20 protein-coding genes and 1 pseudogene are annotated in these 21,777 nt (G+C 72.6%); 11 read left to right on the top strand and 10 right to left on the bottom strand.

Annotated features, from left to right (window positions below; all coding sequences use genetic code 11):
* Positions 1–11: 11 nt before the first annotated feature.
* The 3 genes from murC to HNR57_RS04630 form a co-directional block, all read right to left on the bottom strand.
* Positions 12–1,403, bottom strand: a complete 1,392-nt coding sequence (murC, locus tag HNR57_RS04620) for a UDP-N-acetylmuramate--L-alanine ligase (RefSeq protein ID WP_184556215.1) — start codon at positions 1,401–1,403, stop codon at positions 12–14.
* Between the two features lie 143 nt (positions 1,404–1,546).
* Positions 1,547–2,020, bottom strand: coding sequence for a beta/alpha barrel domain-containing protein (locus HNR57_RS04625; protein WP_184556218.1), 474 nt, complete (start codon positions 2,018–2,020; stop codon positions 1,547–1,549).
* A gap of 244 nt (positions 2,021–2,264) precedes the next feature.
* Positions 2,265–3,080 carry a pyrimidine reductase family protein gene (locus HNR57_RS04630; protein ID WP_184556220.1) on the bottom strand — a complete coding sequence of 272 codons (816 nt, stop codon included), beginning with the start codon at positions 3,078–3,080 and terminating at the stop codon, positions 2,265–2,267.
* Between the two features lie 37 nt (positions 3,081–3,117).
* Between HNR57_RS04630 and zapE the strand changes: the two genes are divergently transcribed.
* The 5 genes from zapE to HNR57_RS04655 all read left to right on the top strand — a co-directional run bounded on the left by zapE (position 3,118) and on the right by HNR57_RS04655 (position 9,523).
* Positions 3,118–4,215 (top strand): cell division protein ZapE, encoded by a 1,098-nt coding sequence (gene zapE / locus HNR57_RS04635; protein WP_184556235.1) that lies wholly within the window; start codon positions 3,118–3,120, stop codon positions 4,213–4,215.
* Positions 4,216–4,922: 707 nt separating this feature from the next.
* Complete coding sequence (locus tag HNR57_RS04640) at positions 4,923–5,504, top strand: carbonic anhydrase (protein WP_161368061.1); 582 nt, start codon at positions 4,923–4,925, stop codon at positions 5,502–5,504.
* Positions 5,505–5,512: 8 nt separating this feature from the next.
* Positions 5,513–6,994, top strand: coding sequence for a SulP family inorganic anion transporter (locus HNR57_RS04645; protein WP_184556238.1), 1,482 nt, complete (start codon positions 5,513–5,515; stop codon positions 6,992–6,994).
* Between the two features lie 171 nt (positions 6,995–7,165).
* Positions 7,166–8,050, top strand: coding sequence for a slipin family protein (locus HNR57_RS04650; RefSeq protein ID WP_184556241.1), 885 nt, complete (start codon positions 7,166–7,168; stop codon positions 8,048–8,050).
* A gap of 90 nt (positions 8,051–8,140) precedes the next feature.
* On the top strand, positions 8,141–9,523 hold the full coding sequence (locus HNR57_RS04655; RefSeq protein WP_184556244.1) for an alkaline phosphatase PhoX: 1,383 nt from the start codon (positions 8,141–8,143) through the stop codon (positions 9,521–9,523).
* A 79-nt stretch (positions 9,524–9,602) separates the two neighbouring features.
* On the opposite strand, the gene HNR57_RS04660 is transcribed toward HNR57_RS04655, so the two are convergent.
* Both HNR57_RS04660 and HNR57_RS04665 read right to left on the bottom strand, forming a co-directional pair.
* Positions 9,603–10,088, bottom strand: coding sequence for an SRPBCC family protein (locus HNR57_RS04660; protein ID WP_184556246.1), 486 nt, complete (start codon positions 10,086–10,088; stop codon positions 9,603–9,605).
* Positions 10,088–10,459: an ArsR/SmtB family transcription factor gene (locus tag HNR57_RS04665; protein ID WP_184556249.1), complete on the bottom strand. Its 372-nt coding sequence runs from the start codon at positions 10,457–10,459 to the stop codon at positions 10,088–10,090. Before HNR57_RS04665 ends, HNR57_RS04660 begins: the two co-directional genes overlap by 1 nt.
* Positions 10,460–10,543: 84 nt before the next feature.
* On the opposite strand from HNR57_RS04665, the gene HNR57_RS04670 reads away from it, so the two are divergent.
* Together HNR57_RS04670 and HNR57_RS04675 are read left to right on the top strand one after the other, a co-directional pair.
* The gene (locus HNR57_RS04670; protein WP_184556252.1) at positions 10,544–12,061 is read left to right on the top strand and encodes an FAD-dependent oxidoreductase; all 1,518 of its coding nucleotides are present in this window, start codon (positions 10,544–10,546) and stop codon (positions 12,059–12,061) included.
* Positions 12,062–12,089: 28 nt separating this feature from the next.
* Positions 12,090–12,269, top strand: a complete 180-nt coding sequence (locus HNR57_RS04675) for a hypothetical protein (RefSeq protein WP_184556255.1) — start codon at positions 12,090–12,092, stop codon at positions 12,267–12,269.
* A gap of 24 nt (positions 12,270–12,293) precedes the next feature.
* Here the strand turns inward: HNR57_RS04675 and HNR57_RS40230 are convergent.
* Positions 12,294–12,564: pseudogene (locus HNR57_RS40230) on the bottom strand (ATP-binding cassette domain-containing protein); the annotation flags it as partial.
* Positions 12,565–12,606: 42 nt separating this feature from the next.
* Between HNR57_RS40230 and HNR57_RS04685 the strand changes: the two are divergent.
* Both HNR57_RS04685 and HNR57_RS04690 read left to right on the top strand, forming a co-directional pair.
* The gene (locus HNR57_RS04685) at positions 12,607–13,368 is read left to right on the top strand and encodes an aminoacyl-tRNA hydrolase (protein ID WP_184556261.1); all 762 of its coding nucleotides are present in this window, start codon (positions 12,607–12,609) and stop codon (positions 13,366–13,368) included.
* A gap of 70 nt (positions 13,369–13,438) precedes the next feature.
* The gene (locus HNR57_RS04690) at positions 13,439–13,900 is read left to right on the top strand and encodes a DUF7144 family membrane protein (RefSeq protein ID WP_184556264.1); all 462 of its coding nucleotides are present in this window, start codon (positions 13,439–13,441) and stop codon (positions 13,898–13,900) included.
* Between the two features lie 13 nt (positions 13,901–13,913).
* Here HNR57_RS04690 and HNR57_RS04695 read toward each other — a convergent pair whose 3' ends face one another.
* Entirely contained in the window at positions 13,914–14,486 is a 573-nt protein-coding gene (locus HNR57_RS04695; protein ID WP_184556267.1) for a potassium channel family protein, read from the bottom strand.
* A 181-nt stretch (positions 14,487–14,667) separates the two neighbouring features.
* Here HNR57_RS04695 and HNR57_RS04700 point away from each other — a divergent pair, with 181 nt between their 5' ends.
* On the top strand, positions 14,668–16,137 hold the full coding sequence (locus tag HNR57_RS04700; protein ID WP_184556271.1) for an MbnB/TglH/ChrH family RiPP precursor modification enzyme: 1,470 nt from the start codon (positions 14,668–14,670) through the stop codon (positions 16,135–16,137).
* 19 nt (positions 16,138–16,156) lie between these two features.
* Here the strand turns inward: HNR57_RS04700 and HNR57_RS04705 are convergent, their stop codons facing one another.
* Genes HNR57_RS04705 through HNR57_RS04715 form a run of 3 tightly spaced genes read right to left on the bottom strand, consistent with a single transcriptional unit; the run spans position 16,157 to position 20,715 of the window.
* Complete coding sequence (locus HNR57_RS04705) at positions 16,157–17,659, bottom strand: APC family permease (protein WP_313672943.1); 1,503 nt, start codon at positions 17,657–17,659, stop codon at positions 16,157–16,159.
* Positions 17,656–19,212, bottom strand: coding sequence for a GMC family oxidoreductase (locus HNR57_RS04710; RefSeq protein ID WP_184556274.1), 1,557 nt, complete (start codon positions 19,210–19,212; stop codon positions 17,656–17,658). The genes HNR57_RS04705 and HNR57_RS04710 overlap by 4 nt, the downstream gene beginning before the upstream one ends.
* 36 nt (positions 19,213–19,248) lie before the next feature.
* The gene (locus HNR57_RS04715; protein ID WP_184556277.1) at positions 19,249–20,715 is read right to left on the bottom strand and encodes an aldehyde dehydrogenase family protein; all 1,467 of its coding nucleotides are present in this window, start codon (positions 20,713–20,715) and stop codon (positions 19,249–19,251) included.
* A 273-nt stretch (positions 20,716–20,988) separates the two neighbouring features.
* Between HNR57_RS04715 and HNR57_RS04720 the strand changes: the two genes are divergently transcribed.
* Positions 20,989–21,759, top strand: coding sequence for a TIGR04222 domain-containing membrane protein (locus tag HNR57_RS04720; protein WP_184556280.1), 771 nt, complete (start codon positions 20,989–20,991; stop codon positions 21,757–21,759).
* The last annotated feature ends 18 nt before the right edge of the window (positions 21,760–21,777 follow it).

Consider the following 21,777-nt stretch of genomic DNA (forward strand, 5'->3'; position numbering starts at 1 on the left):
CTTCCAGCCCCTCAGTTCGACAGACGGTCCAGGATCTGCGGGCCGAGGTCGGTGACGTCGCCCGCTCCCATGGTGAGAACGAGATCACCCGGCTTCGCCATTCCCGCGACGGCCGACGGGACGTCCGCCTTGTCGTGCACCGGCGTCACGTCCGCGCCCGCGGACCGGGCCGCCTCGATGATCAGCTCGCTCGTCACGCCCGGGATCGGGTCCTCACGGGCCGGGTAGATGTCCAGCACGACCGAGGCGTCCGCGAGGGCCAGGGACTGCCCCATCTCCTTGCCGAGCTCCTGCGTCCGCGAGAAGAGGTGGGGCTGGAAGACGACCAGGATCCGGGCGTCACCGGCCGCCGCGCGCATGGCCTCCAAGTCGGCGGTCATCTCGGTGGGGTGGTGCGCGTAGGAGTCGATGACCTGCACGCCCGCGGCCTCGCCCTTCAGCTGGAGGCGCCGCTTCACGCCCGTGTACGCGGCGATCGCCGGGGCCAGCTCGGCCGCCGGGACGCCGAGGGCCACGCCCGCCGCCAGCGCGGCGACCGCGTTGTGCGCGTAGTGCCGGCCGGGGACGGAGACCGTGAAGGTCAGCTCCTGCCCCTCCAGCACCACGGTGACCTCACTCTTCAGCCCCTGCGGCACCACCGACAGGATGCGCACGCCGGCGTCCTCGGACTCGCCGTACGTCACCACGCGCACGCCGCGCCCGGCGACCCGGCGCGTCAGCTCCCGGGCGCCGTCGTGGTCGGCGGCGATCACCAGCGTGCCGCCCTCGGTGATCCGGTCCACGAACGTCTCGAACGACGCGTAGATCTCGTCCATGGAGGCGTAGTTGGCGTGGTGGTCGAGCTCGACGTTCAGGACGATCGCCACGTCGGGGGCGTACTTGTGGAAGCTGCGGTCCGACTCGTCCGCCTCGGCGACGAAGATGTCGCCCTCGCCGTGCAGTGCGTTGGAGCCGGGCGCGTCCAGGTCGCCGCCGATGGCGTACGAGGGCTTCAGGCCCAGCTCGCTCAGCGACACGGCCAGCATCGACGTCGTGGTCGTCTTGCCGTGCGTACCGGCGACGGCGATCGGCCGCAGTCCGTCCATCAGCGCGGCGAGCGCGTCGGACCGGTGGACGACGGGGATGCCGAGCTCGGCCGCGCGGGCCAGCTCGGGGTTGTCCTGCCGGATCGCCGACGACACGACCACACAGCTGGCGTCATCGGCGAGATGCTCCGCCGCGTGCCCGATGTGCACGGTCGCCCCGAGCGCCCGCAGCGCCTGGGCCGTGGCCGACTCCTTGGCGTCGCTGCCGGCCACGGCGGCCCCGCGCTGCGCGAGGATCTTCGCGATCCCCGACATCCCGGCCCCACCGATCCCGATGAAGTGCGGTCGGTCCATGGCGGGAGGAAGGCCGGCTGCCATGCAGATCTCCAAGAGCGAACGACGACGGTGAGCGCCCCCACCCTATTTCAGGAACGGGGTGTGCTGTGGCCGACCCGGGGGCGCGGAGAACGGCGCGAGCAACCACCACCGGCCCGCACCCGGCGAACCACGGCAACCCGCCCCTACGCCTTGCTGTGCGAGAACAGCTTCAGCACCGGCACCCCCACCTTGTGCCGGGCCCGGGAGGCCCAGTCCCGGTGGAAGAACTCCTCCACGTAGTGGGGGTCGGTCAGCACGATCACCTCGTCGGCCCCGGCCTCCTCCACCAGGGACTTCAGCGCGTCCAGCGGATGATCCTCGATCAGCCGTCCCTCAGCGGGGCTGCCCGAGGCGCGCAGCGCGGCGAGCGACACCTCCAGCGCCCGCTGCCCCACACTCAGCGCCTCCTCGCCCTCCGGCGTCTCGCCCTCGCGGACGGCCTCGTCCAGCTCGCCCAGCGCCACGTCGTCGATGGCCCGCAGCAGGCGGTCGGCCTGCTCGCCGCGCGGCTGCAGCAACACCTCGAAGGAGACCTGCTCCTCCCCGTGCAAGGTGGTGACGAACTCCACGTCGGCGGACGTCAGCGCCTTCTCGATCATCAATACGCTTGTGAACACCAGGCGCCCCTTCTGCTCACGGGGCCCGAGGCCCCTCTCCTCCGCGGGCCGTGCCGGGCCCTGCGGAAACCATCCTGCCCGTGCTCGCACGGGTACTGCCGGATCCAGTGTGCCCTCCGGAATCCAAACGGAACGGCACATTCAGCCGGTGAACGGACCAACGGCGACGTTCACCCCCGCTTCCGGACGTACCGGCCGGCCGGCCTCCCCGGCCGCCGACACCTTCTACCCCGCGCCGGACGTTTCAGTACGCCGTACGGGGCCGCCCGTACCGCGTGAACAGGAAGCCGTCCTCCTCCAGCATCGACACCAGCCCGAACCGGTGCGGGACCGTGACCGCCGGCCCTCCGGCGATGCGCTGCGCCTGGCCCGCCGTGAGCATCGGGGCGACGGTCAGGCACAGCTCGTCGAGCACCCCGGCCGCGACGATCTGCCCGAGCAGCCGCGGGCCGCCCTCGGTGAGCAGCCGGGTGTGGCCGAGATCGGCGAGGGCCCGGACGGCGCGGGCGGGGTCCACGCCGATGCCGTCTCCGGCGGTCACCACCCGGGCGCCCGCCCGCTCGGCGGCGGCGACCCGGTCCGGGTCGGCCGAGGCGCCCGTGAGGATCAGGGTGGGCACCAGGGGCGAGGTGAACAGCGGCAGCGAGAAGTCCAGGTCGAGGCCGGCGGTGACCACGGCGATCGCGGGTGCGGGCGGCTGCCCGGCCGCCTCCCGCATCGCCGCGAAGTCCTCCCGCGCGCGGGCCGGCCGGTACCCCTCCTTGCGCACCGTCTCCGCGCCGACGACCACGACGTCCGCGAGCGCCCGCAGCGTCCCGAAGATCCGCATGTCGGTGGCGCTGGAGATGGGCTGCGAACGGCCGTCGTGCTGGGCGGCCCCGTCCAGCGTGGACACCATGTTGGCGCGCAACCACGGCGCCGGGCCCCCGGGCCCCGGCTCGGGATAGGCGTACGCGGCGGCCAGCTCGTCCAGGCTCCACTCCCGCCCGGCGCCCCCACCGGACGCACCACCCGGCTCCGGAGCTGCTGTTTCATCGGTCACAGGGAACAGACGTCGCATGCGGTGCAGTGTTCCACGCGCCGTAGCATGGTGAACCGTGTCCTCTCCCCTGGCCCCCTCCGGAACCGGCCCCATAACCGACCCGGCCCCGCTGTCCCTGTGCGCCCGTGAGCCGCATGTCCCCGCGGACCGGCTGGTCGCCGAGATGGTGCCGCCGCCGCGGTTCGACTCCGTCCGCTTCAGCACGTACATCCCCGACCCGAACCAGCCCAGCCAGACCGAGGCCGTCCGGGTCCTGGAGGGTTTCGCGGCGGGCCTCGGCGCGGCCGAAGGTTCCGGCAAGCGGCGGTTGTTCGGTTTCGGCAAGGCGCCGAAGAAGGCCCCCGCCGGCCCGCGCGGCGTGTACCTCGACGGCGGCTACGGGGTGGGCAAGACCCACCTGCTGGCGTCCCTGTGGCACGCCACCCCGGCCGACCCCGGGCTGAAGGCGTTCGGCACGTTCGTGGAGCTGACCAACCTGGTCGGCGCGCTCGGCTTCCAGCAGACCGTCCGGACGCTGTCCGGCCACCGCCTGCTGTGCATCGACGAGTTCGAGCTCGACGACCCGGGCGACACCGTCCTGGTCTCCACCCTGCTCGGCAAGCTGGTCGACGCGGGCGTGGCTCTCGCCGCCACCTCCAACACGCTGCCCGGCAAGCTCGGCGAGGGCCGCTTCGCGGCGGCCGACTTCCTGCGTGAGATCCAGGGCCTGTCGGCCCACTTCCGGGCCCTGCGCATCGACGGCGAGGACTACCGCCACCGCGGTCTGCCCGAGGCACCGCCGCCGTACTCCGACGAAGAGGTGACCCGCGTGGCGCACGCCACCGAGGGCGCCTCCCTCGACTCGTTCTCGCCCCTCCTGGAGCATCTGGCCCGCGTCCACCCCAGCCGGTACGGCGCCCTGACCGACGGAATCAGGGCCGTGTGCCTCACCGGTGTGCGGCCGGTTCCCGACCAGTCGACGGCCCTCAGGCTGGTCGTCCTCGCGGACCGGCTCTACGACCGCGAGGTGCCCGTGCTGGCCTCCGGCATGCCCTTCGACCAGCTGTTCAGCGACGAGATGCTGAACGGCGGCTACCGCAAGAAGTACTTCCGGGCCATCTCCCGGCTCACCGCCCTCGCCCGCGACGCGGCCAAGCTGGCGAACCCCCGGTAACGACACACCCAATACCGCACCAACCCCCCGAGGGGAAGGGCCTGTTCAAGCCAGCCCACCCTCGGTTTTCAGGCTCTCTTCAGCTTGAAACGTTAAGTTAACCCTGCAAACGACCTTGCAGGGTTAACGTGTTTCTTGACCAGCCATTGACCAACCGTTGGTCCGCACTAGACGTGCGAATCACTTGAAGGGGGGCGCATGTACCGAGGTACGACGGCACGGACCGTGGTTTCGCTCCTCGCTGCCGCCCTGCTCGCCCTTCAGTTCTTCGCACCGACCGCGTCCTTCGCATCCGCGCACACACAGAGCCAAGCCGAGGCCAACGCTCAGCCCGGAACCAAGCCTTCCGGCAAGTCCTCGCGTCCCGGACACAAGTCTCCCGGGAAGGCCCTGCGCGACGAGATGGCCACCTGCCGCGCCGGGCACCACGGGGACCCGACCGGTCCCCTGCGGACCCGCGACCGGTCCCACACCGCCGACTCTGCGCCCTCGGCGCCCGAGCGGCCGCTGCGACGGCACATCCAGCCGACGGCACAGGAACCGGTCAGACCCGGCGCCGGGCATCACCGCACGTCGAGATCCTCGGCGTCGCACACTCCGGCCGCACTGCAGGTCTTCCGCTGCTGAGCGGCGGAGCAGTTCCCCCCACCCCCTGTCATGCCCGTCCGACGCGCCCCCACTGCGCGCCAGGAGGAGTCACCACACTCATGCAACCCCTCATCGACAACGCCCGCACCTTCGGACAGCGCCCTGAGGAGTTCGCCCACCTCGCCGAGGGCCAGTCCCCCGACGTCCTGTTCATCACCTGCTCCGACTCCAGGGTCGTACCGGCCCTGATCACCGGCGCCCGCCCCGGCGAGCTCTTCGAGCTGCGCACCGCGGGCAACGTCGTTCCCCCGCACTCCTTCGAGCACCCCACATCGGAGGCGGCCACGATCGAGTACGCCGTGGAGGTCCTCGGCGTCAAGGAGATCGTGGTCTGCGGCCACTCGCACTGCGGCGCCGTCGGCGCGGTGGTACGCGGCGACGACCTCGCCGCGGTACCGGCCGTGCGCGACTGGCTCGCCCGCGCGGCCGACGAGCCCGCTTGCTCGGACCCGGCCGACCCGACCGTCACCGAGGCCGTGCAGAACCACGCCCTCACCCAGGTGCTCCGGCTGCGGTCCTACCCCTGCGTCGAGCGCCGCCTGGCGGAGGGACGGCTCGGCCTGCGCGCCTGGTTCTACGAGGTCCACACCGGAGTCGTGCGCGAACACCGCGCGGACACCGACACCTTCGAGAAGCTGTGAGGGGCACCATGACCAAGTTCCCCCACCTCAGGCAGGACTTCACCGCCTCGCTCGTCGTGTTCCTGGTCGCGCTCCCGCTGTGCGTGGGCGTGGCCGTGGCCTCCGGTGTCCCGGCCGAACTCGGCCTGGTCACCGGCATCGTGGGCGGTCTCGTCACCGGATTCCTGCCGGGCAGCAGCCTGCAGGTGTCCGGGCCGGCCGCCGGTCTGACCGTGCTCGTCTTCGAGGCGGTCCAGGAGTACGGACTGCCCGCGCTCGGCATCATCGTGCTGGCCGCCGGTCTGCTCCAGCTCATCATGGGCGCGCTGAAGCTCGGCCGCTGGTTCCGCGCGATCTCGGTCTCGGTCGTCGAGGGCATGCTGGCCGGAATCGGTCTGGTGCTCATAGCCGGCCAGCTGTACGCGACGGCCGGGCTGAAGGCACCCGCCTCCGGCATCGACAAGATCCTGGGCCTGCCCGGTGCCGCCGTCGACGCGGCCGGCAGCACGGCGGCGCTCACCTCCCTCGTGCTCGGCGCGGCCACCATCGCGGTGATGGTGCTGTGGAAGAAGTTGCCGAAGCAGGCGCAGGCCGTGCCCGGCGCGCTCGCCGCGGTGATCCTGGCGATCGCCGCCACGGCCGTGTTCGACCTGCCGGTCGCCACGGTCGAGGTGAAGGGTCTGCTGGGCTCCATCCAGCCGCCCGGCCTGGACGCCTTCGGCGGCGTGGGCGTCGGCATCATCGGCACGATCATCGCCTTCACCCTGATCGCCTCCGCCGAGAGCCTCTTCAGCGCCGCCGCCGTGGACCGCCTGCACGACGGCCCGCGCACGCAGTACGACAAGGAACTGATGGCGCAGGGCGCGGGCAACACCCTCTGCGGTGTGCTCGGCGCGCTGCCGATGACCGCGGTCATCGTCCGCAGCTCCGCCAACGTCAGCGCGGGCGCCAGGACCAAGGCGTCCCGGGTGATGCACGGCGTGTGGCTGCTGCTGTTCGCCGCGCTGCTGCCGTCCACGCTGGCCCTGATCCCGCTGCCCGCGCTCGCCGGCATCCTGGTCCACGCGGGCTTCAAGCTGATCCCGTTCCAGAAGATCGTGCCGCTCTGGCGGGAGCACCGCGGTGAGGCGCTCATCCTGGTCGTCACCGCCGTGTCGATCGTCGCGGTGAACATGTTCGAGGGCGTGCTCATCGGTCTGGCCCTGTCGGTCGTCAAGACCGCCTGGGAGGCCTCGCACGTCAAGATGGAGATCATCGACAAGGGCGCCGGCCCGATCCAGGCGTACCTGTCCGGCAACGCGACCTTCCTGCGGCTGCCGAAGATCCTCGACAGCCTGGAGAGCCTGCCGCAGGACCGCCCGGTCGAGCTGGACCTCTCCGGCCTGCACCACCTCGACCACGCCTGCCGCACGGCCCTGGAGAACTGGGCCGCCCGCCACAGCGCGACGGGCACGGAGCCGGTGAAGGTCACGGAGCTCGAGGAGGCACCGGCGGAGAAGGTCACCGCCTAGCCGCCCGACCAAAATCGCCAAGCCCTGGTCCGGGGCGCGCACCCCGCGCGCCCCGGACCACGTGCGTCCGCCGCCGTTACGGCCCGGATCACCGGGCATGGCCCCACGCCCCGTTTCGGGCATATCGTTACATGAGCGGACGGATTCGGACCTCTGAACAAGGAGGTCGGCATGGTCGAAGAGCTGGTCGGCGTGGTGGCCGCCGTCGGGGCCGGCGCGCTGGTGTACGTGGTCGCCGCGGCGCGGGTCGTCAAGCAGTACGAGCGCGGGGTCGTCTTCCGGCTCGGGCGTCTGCACGGGGACGTGCGGCGGCCCGGGTTCAACCTCGTGGTCCCCGCGGTGGACCGGATGCGCAAGGTCAACCTGCAGATCGTGACCATGCCGATCCCCGCCCAGGAGGGCATCACCCGCGACAACGTGACCGTGCGGGTCGACGCGGTGGTGTACTTCAAGGTCGTGGACCCCGCGGCCGCGATCGTCAACGTCGAGGACTACCGCTTCGCCGTCTCCCAGATGGCCCAGACCTCGCTGCGCTCGATCATCGGCAAGAGCGAGCTGGACGATCTGCTGTCCAACCGGGAGAAGCTCAACCAGGGCCTGGAGCTGATGATCGACAGCCCGGCCGTGGAGTGGGGCGTGACCATCGACCGCGTGGAGATCAAGGACGTCTCCCTGCCGGACACCATGAAGCGCTCCATGGCCCGTCAGGCCGAGGCCGACCGGGAGCGGCGGGCCCGGCTGATCAACGCCGACGCCGAGTACCAGGCCTCCAAGAAGCTGGCCCAGGCCGCCCACCAGATGGCCGACACGCCCTCGGCTCTCCAGCTCCGGCTGCTGCAGACCGTCATGGCGGTGGCGGCGGAGAAGAACTCCACACTGGTCCTGCCCATTCCGGTGGAACTCCTGCGGTTCCTGGAACGGGGCCAGCAGCCCCCCGCGCAGGCCGCGGGACACGCCGGGGCGGCGGAACAAGCGGAGATCGCGGAGGGCGCCGTCGACCGCACGGAACAGGCCGAAGAGGCCATGGAGCAGCTGCGGCGCGCCGTAGAGCAGTGACCCGTGCTACGCGCGTGGTTCCCGCCGCCCGCACCAGGTGATAGACACAGCGGGATCACAGTTCCTGTCCGCCAGCAGGAAGGTTTCCCCATGACCGCATCCGGTCACTCCGCGACACGACGTCAGATGCTCGCCGGCACAGGCGCCCTGGGCGTCGGGATCGCGTTCTCCGGTGCCCTGTCCGAACTCTTCTCCGGCACCGCCGCCGCACAGGGCCTCGGCCGCACCGGCTACGGCCCGCTCGTCCCCGACCCGAAGGGCGTTCTCGACCTGCCGGAAGGTTTCGGCTACCGGATCCTCTCCCGCGAGGGGGACGAACTCCGCTCCGGGGAGGGCCGGGTGCCCTCCAACCACGACGGCATGGCGGCCTTCGGAGGCAGAGGCGGCCGGGTCCACCTGGTCCGCAACCACGAGAACCGCGCCGACGGCAAAGCCCCGGTCCCGACCGTCGAGGGCCTCACCTACGACCCGGCCGGCAAGGGCGGCTGTACGACCCTGACGCTGGACTCCCGCAACCGGGTCCGGTCGGAACGCGTCGCGATCGCCGGTACGGCCGTGAACTGCGCGGGTGGCCCCACCCCTTGGGACACCTGGCTGACCTGTGAGGAGACCGAGGACAAGGCCGGGACCAACGGCTACACCAAGGACCACGGCTTCATCTTCGAGGTCGACCCGGCCGACCCGCACCGCACCGGGGCCGTGCCGCTGACCGCGATGGGCCGCTTCGCGCACGAGGCGATCGCCGTCGACCCCCGGCGGGGCGTGGTCTACGAGACCGAGGACGCCTTCGAGAAGCCGTTCGGCCTCTTCTACCGCTTCCTTCCGGACCGGCCGCTGGGCGGCAGGGGTTCGCTGCGCGCGGGCGGCCGGCTCCAGGCCATGCGCGTGCCCGGGGTGCCGGACCTGTCCTCCATCCAGGACGTCGGCGCCGAGTTCGACCGCGTCGAGTGGGTCGACGTGCCGGACCCGCAGGCCGCGCAGACGCCGATCCGGTTCCAGGACTTCGGCCGCAAGGGCATCACGCACGCCCAGAAGCTGGAGGGCTGTTACTGGGGCGGCCGTTCGGTGTACTTCGTGTCGTCCTTCGCGCGCCGGTCGGACGGTTCGGCCGCCGACCACTTCGGGCAGGTCTGGCGCTACGACCCGGAGCGCCGCCGGCTCACCCTGGTGATCGTCTTCGGCCCGGACACCGATGTGCAGCTGCCGGGCGAGTCACCCGACAACATCTGCCTGGCGCCCAGCGGCGGCCTCATGGTCTGCGAGGACGGCGACGGCGCTCAGCACGTCTACGGTGTCACCCGGCGCGGCGAGGTCTACGCGATGGCGCGCAACCGGCAGAACATCGGCACCGAGCAGGCGCCCGAGTGGGGCGAGTTCGCCGGGGTGACCTTCTCCCCGGACGGCGACACGATGTATGTCAACTGCTACCGGCCCGGCACCACGTTCGCGGTGACGGGCCCCTGGCGCCGGTAGCCGGCACTCCGCTCCGGCCGGGGCGGCGGGTGCGAAGCCCGGCGCCCCGCCCGGACCACCGGGGCACACGACCTGCCGGTCAGGCCGCGAGCAGGGCGTCGATCTGGCCGACGGCCTCCTTCAGGCCCTCCTCCATGCCCATGGCGACCAGTTGCTCCATCTGCTCGCGGGTGTCGAACAGGGAGCGCATCTCCATCCGGGTGCCGCCGCCGTGCTCGCTGAGCCGCACCGTCACGGACATGGTCGGCATGTCGTCCTTGGGCTTGCCGTCGTCGTCGGCGAAGCCGTCGGTGAACTCCAGCGCCGTCGGCTCGCTGACCGAGGTGATCCGCCACCAGCCGCGGTGCCGGTCGCCCTCCGGGCCGGTCATGAAGTAGGTGACCTCGCCGCCCGGGGTCAGGTCGTGCTCCTCGACGGTCGCCGGGTAGGTCGGCGGGCCCCACCAGCGCTCCAGCTGCCGGGGGTCGGCCCACAGCCGCCACACCCGCTCGACCGGGGCGGCGAAGTCGGCGACCAGGGTGAGGGTGAGGTGGTCGAGGTCCTTGTCGACACTGGTGACACTCATCATTCGGGTCCTTCCGTCGTGTCGTTCTCTTCGGTTCCGGGGTCCTCGGCGAGCAGCCGGGCCATCCGGTCCACGCGCCCGCGCCACGCGGACTCCAGTTCGTCCAGGGCCTGGCGCGCGCGGCCCACCGCGTCGGGGTCGGTGCGCACGAGCTGCTCCCGTCCGCTGCGCTGCTTGGTGACCAGACCGGCCCGCTCCAGGACCGCCACGTGCTTCTGCACGGCGGCGAAGCTCATCGGGTAGGCCTCGGCCAGCCGGGACACCGACAGTTCCCCGCGCACGCAGCGGCGCAGTATGTCCCGGCGCGTGGTGTCGGCCAGGGCGTGGAACAACCGGTCCACCGTCTCGTCGCTCAGCTCACGTACAACCATTTGGTTGTACGTTATCCCTGCCCGCCGCGTCTGTAAAGCGACCCGCCCGACACTGAAGCGGACGGACGGGGGTACTCGGCGGCCATGAGCGAGAAGCAGCAGGTCAGCCGCTCGTATTGGCTGGAGACGGCACCGGACGGCCGCCACCCGGCGCTCACGGAGGACGTGGACGTCGACGTGGCGGTGATCGGCGCCGGGATCGCCGGGCTGTCCACGGCGTGGGAGCTGACGCGGGCCGGGCGGAGCGTGGCCGTGCTGGAGGCCGGGCGGGTCGCGGCCGGGGTCACCGGGCACACCACCGCCAAGGTCACCGCCCTGCACACGCTCGTCTACGACAAGCTGCGGCGCACCCGCGGCCCCGAGGGCGCGCGGCTGTACGCCCGTTCGCAGTCCGAGGCGATCGGGCACGCGGCCCGGATCGCCCAGGAGCTGGGCGTCGACTGCGAGTGGGAGGCGAGGAGCGCCTACACCTATGCCGCCGACGCGGGCCGCGTGGAGGAACTGCGCGCCGAGGCACGGGCCGCGGCCGAGGCCGGGCTGCCCGCCTCGTTCGTCACGGAGACCGGGCTGCCCTTCGAGGTGGCGGGCGCCGTCGAGGTCACCGGACAGGCCCAGTTCCATCCGCGCAAGTACCTGCTGGCCCTCGCCGCCGACCTGGTCGAACGCGGTGGGCACATCTACGAGGACACCACCGTCGTCGGCCTGGACGAGGGCGAGCCGTGCCGGCTGTCGACCACGAGCGGCGCGACGGTCCGGGCCCGGGACATCGTCGTCGCGACGCACTACCCGATCTTCGACCGGGCCCTGCTCTTCGCCCGCCTCTCCACGCGCCGCGAGCTGGTCGTCGCCGGGACGATCCCCGCGGACCAGGACCCGGACGGCATGTTCATCACGCCCGACGAGGACACCCGCTCGGTGCGCACCGCGCCCTACGAGGGCGACCGGCGGCTGCTCATCGTCACCGGTGAGCACTTCACGCCCGGCACGAGCGACCCGCGGGCCCGTTTCGAACGCCTCACCGCTTGGGCCACCGGCCACTTCCCGGACCTGGAGGTCACCCACCGGTGGGCCACCCAGGACACCGAGCCCACGGACACCGTGCCGATGGTCGGCCCGCTGCACCCGGGCGCCCGGCACGCCTATGTCGCCACCGGCTTCGGCGGCTGGGGCATGACCGGCGGCATCATGGCCGGCCGGCTGCTGACCGCCCAGATCACGGGCGAGGAGTGCGAGTGGAGCGGGCTGTACGACCCGCGCCGGGTGAAGCCCGCACTGCGGGAGGCGCCGGCGTTCCTCAAGACACAGGCCAAGGTCGCCGGGCACTTCGTGGGCGACCGGCTGCGGCCCGCGCCGCCCGTGGAGTCCCTGCCGCCCGGCGAGGGCGCCGTGGTCCGGGCCGACGGCCACCGGGTCGCGGTGTACCGGGACGACGACGGCGGGCTGCACGCCGTCTCCGCCCGCTGCACCCACCTGGGCTGCCTGGTCGACTTCAACGCCGCCGAACGCGCCTGGGAGTGCCCCTGCCACGGCTCCCGTTTCGACACGGACGGCAAGGTCATCCAAGGCCCGGCGACCAAACCGCTGGAGCAGCGGGACCTCTGACGGTCCTCCCCCGGCCTACGCTGGGCGTATGAGCGAGGACGACTACTGCCTGATCGACGCGACCAGGCCGCCCCGCGCGGACGGACCGCCGTACGCGGAGTGCGTGCTGTGCCGGGAGCCGACGGAGTACACCGAGTCGTACAAGGGCATCACGCTCTGCCCCGCCTGCGAATGGCAGGAGGCACAGCGCACCGCCTGCTCAGGGTGATCGCCGGGAGGTCAGGGCACCGGTCAGGGCCGGCGGGAACGGCTCGGGGACGCACTCCCCCACTGCCTGAACGGCGTGGGGGGACCCCCAGCGGGGCGGGCCGGTGACGCGGCCCTCACTGGGGGCGTCGATTGCCGGCGAGCAGCCGCAGCAGCGTGGACTTGCCGCCGCCGTTGGCGCCCTCGATGCGGACGAGCCGGCCCGGAGCCACCGCCAGGTCGACACCGCGCAGCACCCAGGGGCCCCGCAGACCGTAATGGCGGCCCGCGTTCCGCAGGCACAGGTCGGGTCGCATGCGGCCATCCTGCACGATCTTCCGGCTGGCACACTGGGATTCGTGAGCGAAGACCCGACGCCCGTGAGCGACAGTCCCTTCCGGTCCGAACCCTCGGCGCGCGACGAGGCACCGCAGTTCGTGCTGCCGCTCGTCGTGCGGATCGAGAAGGCGGAGCCGCCGGCGCGCACGGACGCGCTGGAGACGGCCGCGCGGGCCGTGCTGACGATCCTGGCCGACGAGCGGTCGGCCGGTGCGGGCGAGTGGGCCGGGGCGATGCGGGACTGGCAGGACGCCCGGATCCGCAAGGTGGTGCGGCGGGCGCGCGGCGCCGAGTGGCGGCGGGCCGAGGCGCTGCCCGGCATCACGGTCACCGGCAAGTCGGCCGAGGTGCGGGTCTTCCCGCCCGTCCCGCTGGACGGCTGGCCCAAGGACCTGGCCAGGCTCCAGGTGTCCGGCACCGACCTGGACGACCCGGAGCCGCCGGTGGACGCGGACCCGGCGGCCCCCGTGCTGTGGCTGAACCCGGACCTCGGCATGTCGGCCGGCAAGGCGATGGCCCAGGCGGGCCACGCCGCCCAACTGGCCTGGTGGGAGCTGTCCGACGGGGAGCGGGCCGCCTGGCACGACGCGGGCTTCCCGCTCGCCGCCCGCACGGCCGACCCGGCCCGCTGGTCCGAACTGACCGGCGCCGGGCTGCCATTGGTGCGCGACGCGGGCTTCACGGAGATCGCGCCCGGCTCGTGCACGGTGGTCGCGGACCACCCGGCGCTGCGCCGGGAGCCGCTCAGGCCCGGCCACGCGGCGTCCACCCGTTCGGAGTAGCCGCAGGCGCGCCGGTCCCGGACGAATGCTCCAGTGGGGTTACCAGCCGAACCGACCCCCGGAGGCAGCCATGACCAGCGCCGCGCCCCCTCCCCCCGCCCCGCCCGCCCCCGATGACCGGATGCCCGGCGGCTCCGGCCCGGGCGGTTCCGGCGACCCGCTGGCGGCCGGGGGGCTCGCTCTCGGCGGCATCCTGATGGTCGTCTACGGCCTCTTCGCGGTGCTCCAGGGCATCGCGGCGATCGCGGGCGACGAGGTGTACACGAGCTTCGGCCAGTACTCCTTCGAGTTCGACCTGACCGCGTGGGGCTGGATCCACGTGATCGTCGGGGCGCTCGTGGTGGCGGCCGGGCTCGGACTGTTCGCCGGAGCCGCCTGGGCGCGGGTCGTGAGCGCGGTCGTGGTCGGCCTGGCGCTGATCGCGAACTTCCTCTGGCTGCCGTACCAGCCGTTCTGGTCGATCATCATGATCGTGACCGGCCTGTTCGTCCTCTGGTCGGTGTTCAACTACCGCCCCTCCCGCCCGGTGTAGGGCCACCCCCCGGTCACGGCGGCGGCGGGCGCCTGTCGCGCTCCGCGACCACCGCGTGCATCCGCCGGGTCAGCGCGGTGGCCGCCGCCGTGAGGAAGACGAACGTGTAGAGGATCTGGGCGACGGCCACCAGCCGGGCCTCCTGCCCGCGCGGGGTGATGTCGCCGTAGCCGACGGTCGCGAGGGTGACCACGGTGAAGTACAGCGCGTCGACCCGGGTGCGCAGGCCGGTGAACTGTCCCGGCTGCTGCGCGAGGGCGTAGTACCCGGACGAGAAGACCAGCACGGCCAGGCACATCAGCAGCGAGATCATGATGCCCGACCGGGCCTGCGGCTTCTCCAGCACGATGTCGCGCACATGGCGCAGCAGCAGCGCCGCGACGAGCGCCAGGCACAGCGCGAACAGCGGCCAGCCCAGCCAGGGGCGGTCGGCGCCGAGGCCCTCCAGCGGCAGCAGGAAATAGGCCGTGACGCCTGCCAGGAGCACGGCTCCGGCCGCGATCCGCAGCCGGCGCACGGCGGCCGCCCCGGACTCCGTTTCCCGCTTCCGCGCGGGGCGGTGGGGCTGCTCGCTGCCTGCCGACATAGGTCCGGTCTACGGCGTGCCGGGGCGGGACGCGACCCGTGTGCCTCCGTCAGTGGGCAGAGGGGCCGGGACCGCGAACCTCAAATGTTGCTCTGAAGGAGGGCGGTGCGCGGTTCGGGGGCCGGCGGCTGGGCCATACCCCCCTCACGTTCGAGGAACGGGCCGGGCGGAGGAGGGGACGATGGAGCGACTGGGGACGGGCATCGGATGGCGGCCGGAGATCGCGGACGCCGTGGAGCGGATGCCGGGGATCGACTGGGTCGAGGCGGTGGCCGAGAACGTCTGCCCCGGGCACCTGCCCGACTCGCTGCGGCGGCTGCGCGAGCGCGGCGTCACCGTGGTGCCGCACGGCGTCTCGCTCGGCCTCGGGGGCGCGGACCGGCCCGACGCGGGCCGGCTGACCGCACTGGCCGAGCGTGCGGAAGCGCTGGGCTCCCCGCTGGTCACCGAGCACATCGCGTTCGTCCGGGCGGGCGGCCCGCTGACGGCGTCCCCGCACCTGGAGGCCGGCCATCTGCTGCCCGTCCCCCGGACCCGGGACGCCCTGGACGTCCTGTGCGAGAACGTGCGCATCGCGCAGGACGCACTGCCGGTGCCGCTGGCCGTCGAGAACATCGCCGCCCTGATCTGCTGGCCGGGCGAGGAGATGACGGAGGGCCAGTTCCTGTACGACCTCGCCGACCGCACGGGCGTCCGCCTCCTCATCGACGTGGCCAACCTGCACACCAACCACGTCAACCGCGGCGAGGACCCCGCCAAGGCCCTCGCGGAACTGCCCCTGGAGGCCATCGCCTACGTCCACGTCGCCGGCGGTTTCGAACGCGACGGTGTCTGGCACGACAGCCACGCCCACCCGGTCCCCCGGCCGGTCCTCGACATCCTCACCGACCTCGCCTCCCGCGTCAGCCCGCCGGGCGTCCTCCTGGAACGGGACGAGAACTTCCCGGCACCGGGGGAGCTGGAGAACGAGTTGACCTCGATCCGCCGGGCGCTGGAGGCGGGCGCCGTCGAACGCGTGAAGGCGGAACTCCGCGCGGCGGGCGCAACAGTCCCCGGGGGCCGCGGCAATGAGCTGCTCGCGGCTGCCGGGGCCGGACGGCGGGCTGCGGCCGGGGGCGTCGGCGGCAGGCTGCTCGTGGAGGCCGGGACCGGGTCGGTACGGCGGGGCGATGAGACCGGGGCGGCCGAGGCGACACGGGGCGCCTTCGGCCGGCCCCACCAGCAAGAGGAGGTCGACGGCGCCCGGCAGCGGCTCGCGCTGGCACAGGCGGCGCTGCTGTCGGCGCTGGTCGCGGGGACGCCCGTGCCCGAGGGGTTCGACCGGGTGCGGGTCGGCGTTCAGGCGCGGGCGCTCGCCGCGAAGCGGGCGGACGTCGTGGCGAAGGTCGCGCCCGAGCTGCCGGTGATCCTCGGCGACGGGTACCGCACGGCCTTCCTCGGCTACGCCCAGACCCAGCCCATGACCTCCGGGTACCGGCGTGACGCCCTGACCTTCGCCGAGCACCTGCTGTCCACCGGACGCCCCGGGGACCCGGGGGCGCGGCGGGAGCTCCGGGAGTGGTGGCTGGATCGGTCGGGCCCGGCGCCGCGCTCCCGGCGGCAGGCCCACCGGCTCGCCCGCGCCACGCGCCGGGTGCTGTCGCGGCGTTGAGGGGCCGGGCCCCGGGCCCTCACCCCTCCCCGGCAGGGCCTCCTCCGGACTTCGAACCGGCCTTCGCCGGCACGGCGTCACCCGCCGGGGCCTCGCCCCGGCCGTAGTGGTGCGTCGTGAACATGTAGAGCAGACCCGTCCCCACCACCACGCCGCCGCACAGCAGGACGATCCAGTTCTCCCACCAGGACTTCTCCGGGGTGCGGGCCCAGCAGATGTTGATGATGGCGAGGATGCCGTAGACCAGCGCTGCGATGTTCACCGTGAGGCCCCAGCGGCCCAGGATGAACTCCCCCGCCGGTTTCCAGCCCTTGAGCCGGGCGCGCAGTGCGGCCAGCACCACCATCTGGAACGAGCCGTAGATGCCGAGGATCGCGAACGAGACGATGTTGGTGAGGGCGTCCTCGGAGAGCAGTGAGGCGAAGGCGATGAGCAGCGGCACCGCCGCGGACACGAACAGCGCCCAGCTCGGCACCGCACGGGCGTGGACGAACCGCCGCAGCAGCCGGTGTCCGACGATCATCTCGTCCCGGGCGTAGGAGTAGATGAGCCGCCCGGCCGCGGCCTGGAGGCTGATCGTGCAGGACAGGAAGGAGATCAGCACCACGGCCATCACCATCCGCGCCCCGGTCTCGCCCATCGCGTCGAACAGCACGTCCACCACCGGGTCGGCCTGCTCGCCCGAGATGATCGCGTTGAAGTCCGTGACCGACAGCAGCAGCGACATGCAGGTGAACGTGGCCGCCGAGCCGCCGATGTAGATGGTGCGGCGCATCGCGCGGGGGATGACCCGGCCCGGGTGGGCGACCTCCTCGGCGGTGTCGCCGCACGCCTCGAAGCCGTAGTACTGGTAGAGGCCGATGATGCCGGCTGCCAGGAACGCCGGCAGGTAGGAGCCGTCTCCCTCGACGCCGTAGGTGTCGAAGATGACGCCGAGGCCGTGGTGACGGTGGGTGGCCAGCAGGTAGACGCCGACGACGAGGGCGCCGATGAGTTCGCCGGCGAAACCGATGAGCGCCGCCGCCGACAGTGCCTTGGTGCCCAGGTAGTTGATGAGGATGGCGACGACGATGAGCACGGCGGTGCACAGCACGGTGGTGTGCACGGTGGCTCTGAAGCCGAAGAGGATGGCGATGTAGGGGCCGGCGCCGTAGGCGACGGAGGTGATGGTCACCAGCAGCGCCCACATGTACACCCAGCCGGTCATCCACGCCCAGCGCTTGCCCCACAGCCGCCGGGCCCAGGGGTAGACACCGCCCGCGATCGGGTACTGGGCGACGATCTCGCCGAAGATCAGCGCGACGAGGAACTGGCCGCAGCCGGCGACCAGGAACGCCCAGATCATCGGTGGTCCGCCGTCGGCGATCGCGATGCCGAAGAGGGTGTAGGTGCCCACCACCGGGGAGAGGTAGGTGAAGCCGAGGGCGAAGTTGGCCCAGGGTCCCATGTCCTTGCGGAACTCGGAGCCCGGCTCCCCCGAGGGGACGCCGGACGCCGGTGCGGGAGGCTGTGTACCGGTCACTGCTGGGAACTCCGATCCGCGGTGATCAGGTCGGCGGCCCGCTCGGCGGCGAGCAGCACGGTCACCATCGGGTTGATGGTGGGCATCGTCGGGAACACCGACGCGTCGACGATCCGCACGCCCTCGAAGCCCCGCAGTCTCAGCTCGGGGTCGCAGACGGCCGCCGGGTCGTCCGCCGCGCCCATGCGGCAGGTGCCGGCCGGGTGGTAGACGGTGTGGGCCGCACGGCGTCCGTACTCCGACAGGTCGGCGTCGGAGACGACGTCCGGGCCGGGCGCGACCTCGCGGACGAGCCAGTCGCGCAGCGGGTCGGTCGCGGCGACCTGGCGGGCCACCTTCAGCCCGTCCACGAGGGTGCGCTCGTCGTGGCCCTCGGGGTCGGTGAAGTACCGGAAGTCCAGGGCGGGATGCTCGGCGGGGTTGTTGCTGCGCAGCCACATGCGGCCGGTGGAGCGGGCCCGCGGCACGTTCGGCGTCATGCACACCCCGTACCGCGGAACGGGGTAGCCCAGCCGTTCGGTGTTGACGGTGAACGGCACCTGGTAGAAGTGGAACATCAGGTCGGGGCGCGGCTGGCCCTGGTCGCGGCGCAGGAACAGACCGGCGTCGGAGTCCATCGCGGAGTTGGGCGGCAGCGGCCCCGCCGTCTCCCAGACGATCACGGACTCGGGGTGGTCCAGCAGGTTCTCCCCGACGCCGGGCAGGTCGGCCCGCACCTTGATGCCCAGGGCGCGCAGGTCGTCGGCCGGCCCGATGCCGGAGAGCAGGAGCAGGCGCGGGGTGTCAATGGCCCCGGCGCACAGCAGGAGTTCGCGCTCGGCGCGCATGGTCGCGGGTTCCCCGTCGGCGCCCCGGACGGCGACCCGCGTCAGCCTCCCCGACTCGTCGGGGATCAGCCGGTGGGCCCAGGTCTCCAGCTTCAGCGTGAGGTTGGGCCGGTCCAGCACCGGGTGGAGGTAGGCGACGGACGCGGAGGAGCGCAGGTTGCCCTCCGGCTGGTAGGCCAGGGAGAAGAACCCGGTGCCGTCGGCGAAGGGTTCGGCGTTGAAGTCGTCGACGACGGGGACGCCGAGGGCGCGGGAGGCGGCGGTGACGAAGTCCTTGGCGATGGGGTTGCGGTCGGCCTCGGCCACCGGGACGATCCGTGTGAGCAGCCGGTCGCGGTAGGGCAGGATCGTCGCCGGGTCCCAGCCGGTGCAGCCGTGCCGCACCCAGTCGTCGAGGTCCTGGGGCAGCGGCAGGAAGCTGATCAGCGTGTTGTGCGAGGAGCAGCCGCCGAGCACACGGGCCCGTGAGTGCAGGATGTGCGAGTTGCCGCGCGGCTGCTCGACGGTGGTGTAGCCGTAGTCGAACTCCGAGCCGAGCAGGTTGATCCAGTTGCGCAGGCGCAGGATGCGCTCGTCGCCGACGTCGCTGGGGCCGCCCTCGATGACGCAGACGCGGCAGTCGGGGTCCTCGCTCAGCCGGGCGGCGAGTACGCAGCCGGCGGTGCCGCCGCCGACGATGACGTAGTCGTAGGCGGACTCGGCGCCGTGCGCGGGAGTGGTGGCCATGCCGTGCCTTTCGTGGTGGTGCGGTGCGCGTGCGGGTCAGCCCTTGAACCAGCCGGAGGGGGCGGGGGCGAGGTTCTGGTAGATGTGCTTGGCCTCCTGGTACTCGCGCAGCCCGGTCGGGCCGAGTTCGCGTCCGACGCCGGAGCGGCCGAAGCCGCCCCACTCGGCCTGTGGCACGTAGGGGTGGAAGTCGTTGATCCACACGGTGCCGTGCCGCAGCCGCTGGGCGACGCGCTGGGCGCGGCTCGCGTCGGAGGTCCACACGCCGCCGGCCAGGCCGTAGCGGGTGTCGTTGGCCAGTTCCACCGCCTCGTCCTCGCTGCGGAAGCGCTCGACGGTGACGACCGGGCCGAAGACCTCCTCCTGGACGATGCGCATGGACCGGTCGCAGTCGGCGAAGATCGTCGGCAGCAGGAAGAACCCACGGCTGAGGGCCGGGTCGTCGGGGCGCGTGCCGCCCGTGACGAGCCGGGCGCCCTCCTCCGTGGCGACGGCGATGTAGCCCTCGACCTTCTCGCGGTGCTCGGCGGAGCTGAGCGGGCCGCTCTCGGTGCCCTCGTCCAGGCCGTTGCCCAGCCGGATCGCGCGGGCGCGCTCGGCGTATGCCTCGACGAACCGGTCGTGCAGCGCGTCCTCGACGAGCAGGCGCGAACCGGCCGAGCAGACCTGCCCGGAGTGCAGGAAGGCGGCGTCGAGGGCGTAGTCGACGGCGGCTTCGAAGTCGGCGTCGGCGAAGACGATGTTGGGGTTCTTGCCGCCGAGCTCCAGGGCGATGTTCCGCGGCCCGTCGGCGGCACTGGCCATGATGGCCCGGCCGGTGTGCAGGCCGCCGGTGAAGGAGACCAGGTCGACGTCGGGGTGGCCGGTCAGGGCCGCGCCGACACTCGCCCCGGAGCCGAGCACCAGGTTGGCGACGCCGGGCGGGGCGCCGGCCTCCTCGATGAGCCGGATCATGGCGATGGTGGTGAGGGGTGTGGTCTCGCTGGGTTTCAGCACGAAGGTGTTTCCGGCGGCGAGGGCCGGGGCGACCTTCCAGGAGGCCTGCAGCAGCGGGTAGTTCCAGGGGGCGATGAGCGCGCACACGCCGACGGGCTGGTAGACGACGCGGCTGAGGACGTCGGGGCCGACGTCGACGACCCGGCCGCCGTCCTTGCCCGCGAGTTCGGCGAAGTAGCGGAAGGCGTTCGCCACGTCCTCCACGTCGATCCGGGCCTCGGTGAGCGTCTTGCCGGTGTCGAGCGTCTCGGTGCGGGCGATCTCCTCCCGGTCACGCAGCAGCAGGTCGTGGACGCGCAGCAGGAGATCGGCCCGGCGGCGCGAGGGGGCGTTCGCCCAGTCCTCCTCGGCGAAGGCGCGCCGGGCGGCGCGCACGGCGCGGTCGACGTCGGTGGCGTCGGCCTCGTCGACGGTGGTGACGACCGAGGCGTCATAGGGGTTGATCACGTCCCGGCGCCCGCCGGCCGCCGCCTGTGTCCATTCGCCGTCGATGTACAGCTCGCCCACCGCGGGGCCTCCTTCGCGTCCGGCCGGAGCCAGATCGGCTCGACGGTCAGCAACATGGCCCATCGGACGGGCGGCGGCCACGGGGCACACCGCCGCGCCGACGTCCGGACGGCCCAGAGGACCCGGCTGGGCTAGTCGCCCGGCCCACGGCGCCCCGACGACCGCCTACAGCCCGCCACCGGAAGGAAACGGAACGTCACATACCGACAACACCTTGTCCGGATCGTGAACGAGGCATGGTGTTTTCGGGAGCGTGTCACATACAAACAACATATGCTCTGGGTTCTTTTCCTCCTGGCGGCCTGGGCCGTGGCCGGTACCGCGTGTACGCGCCTGTGTCTGGCCGCCGTTCGGGCCGCGGCCGTGGACGCGGACACCGGCCGGGGTCGTGAACTCACGCTGTACGAGGCCGCGTTCCTCTCCGGCGGCCCCCGGCGGGTCGCCGACGTGACCCTGGTCGCCATGGCGCGCCAGCGCCGTCTGCTGCTGGCCCACACCGGCTGGGCGACGGTCGTCGACCCGCGCGGGCGGGACGAGATGGAGCGGTCGGTGATAGGCGCCATCGGCCCCGAAGGGCAGTCCCGCATCGCGCCGGTGCGGGCCACGGCCGCGACGGCGGAGGCGGTGCGCGGGATCGCCGAGGGCCTGGTGAGCGCGGGGCTCGCGGTACCGGACAGCGCCCGTACGACGGTGACGGCGGCCGTGCGGCAGGTGCGCGTCGCGGCCGTCGCCGTCCTCGGGCTGGGGGTGGCCGCGCTGCTGATGCCCGCTCCGCCTGACATGCCGCGGCACCTGGTCGCCCTGTGGTTCGCGCTGCCCCTGGCCCTGACCCTGAGCTGCCTCGCCGTCGCGCGGGTCGAGATCCATCCCTACTCGCGCTGGGCCTCCCCGGCCGGACAGCGGCTGCTCGGCGGGCTGACCCGGACCGCGGACGGCGCCGCCGACGACCGCACGTACCTCACGTCGGTGGCCGTGCGGGGCGTCGGCGCGATCGGCGAACCCGACCTGCGCGCCGCCTTCGCGCACCGCGAGTCGCACGACTGACGGACCGGGGGCGCACAG

Origin of the sequence: Streptomyces paradoxus, assembly GCF_014202475.1 — a bacterium.
GTDB lineage: Bacteria > Actinomycetota > Actinomycetes > Streptomycetales > Streptomycetaceae > Streptomyces > Streptomyces paradoxus.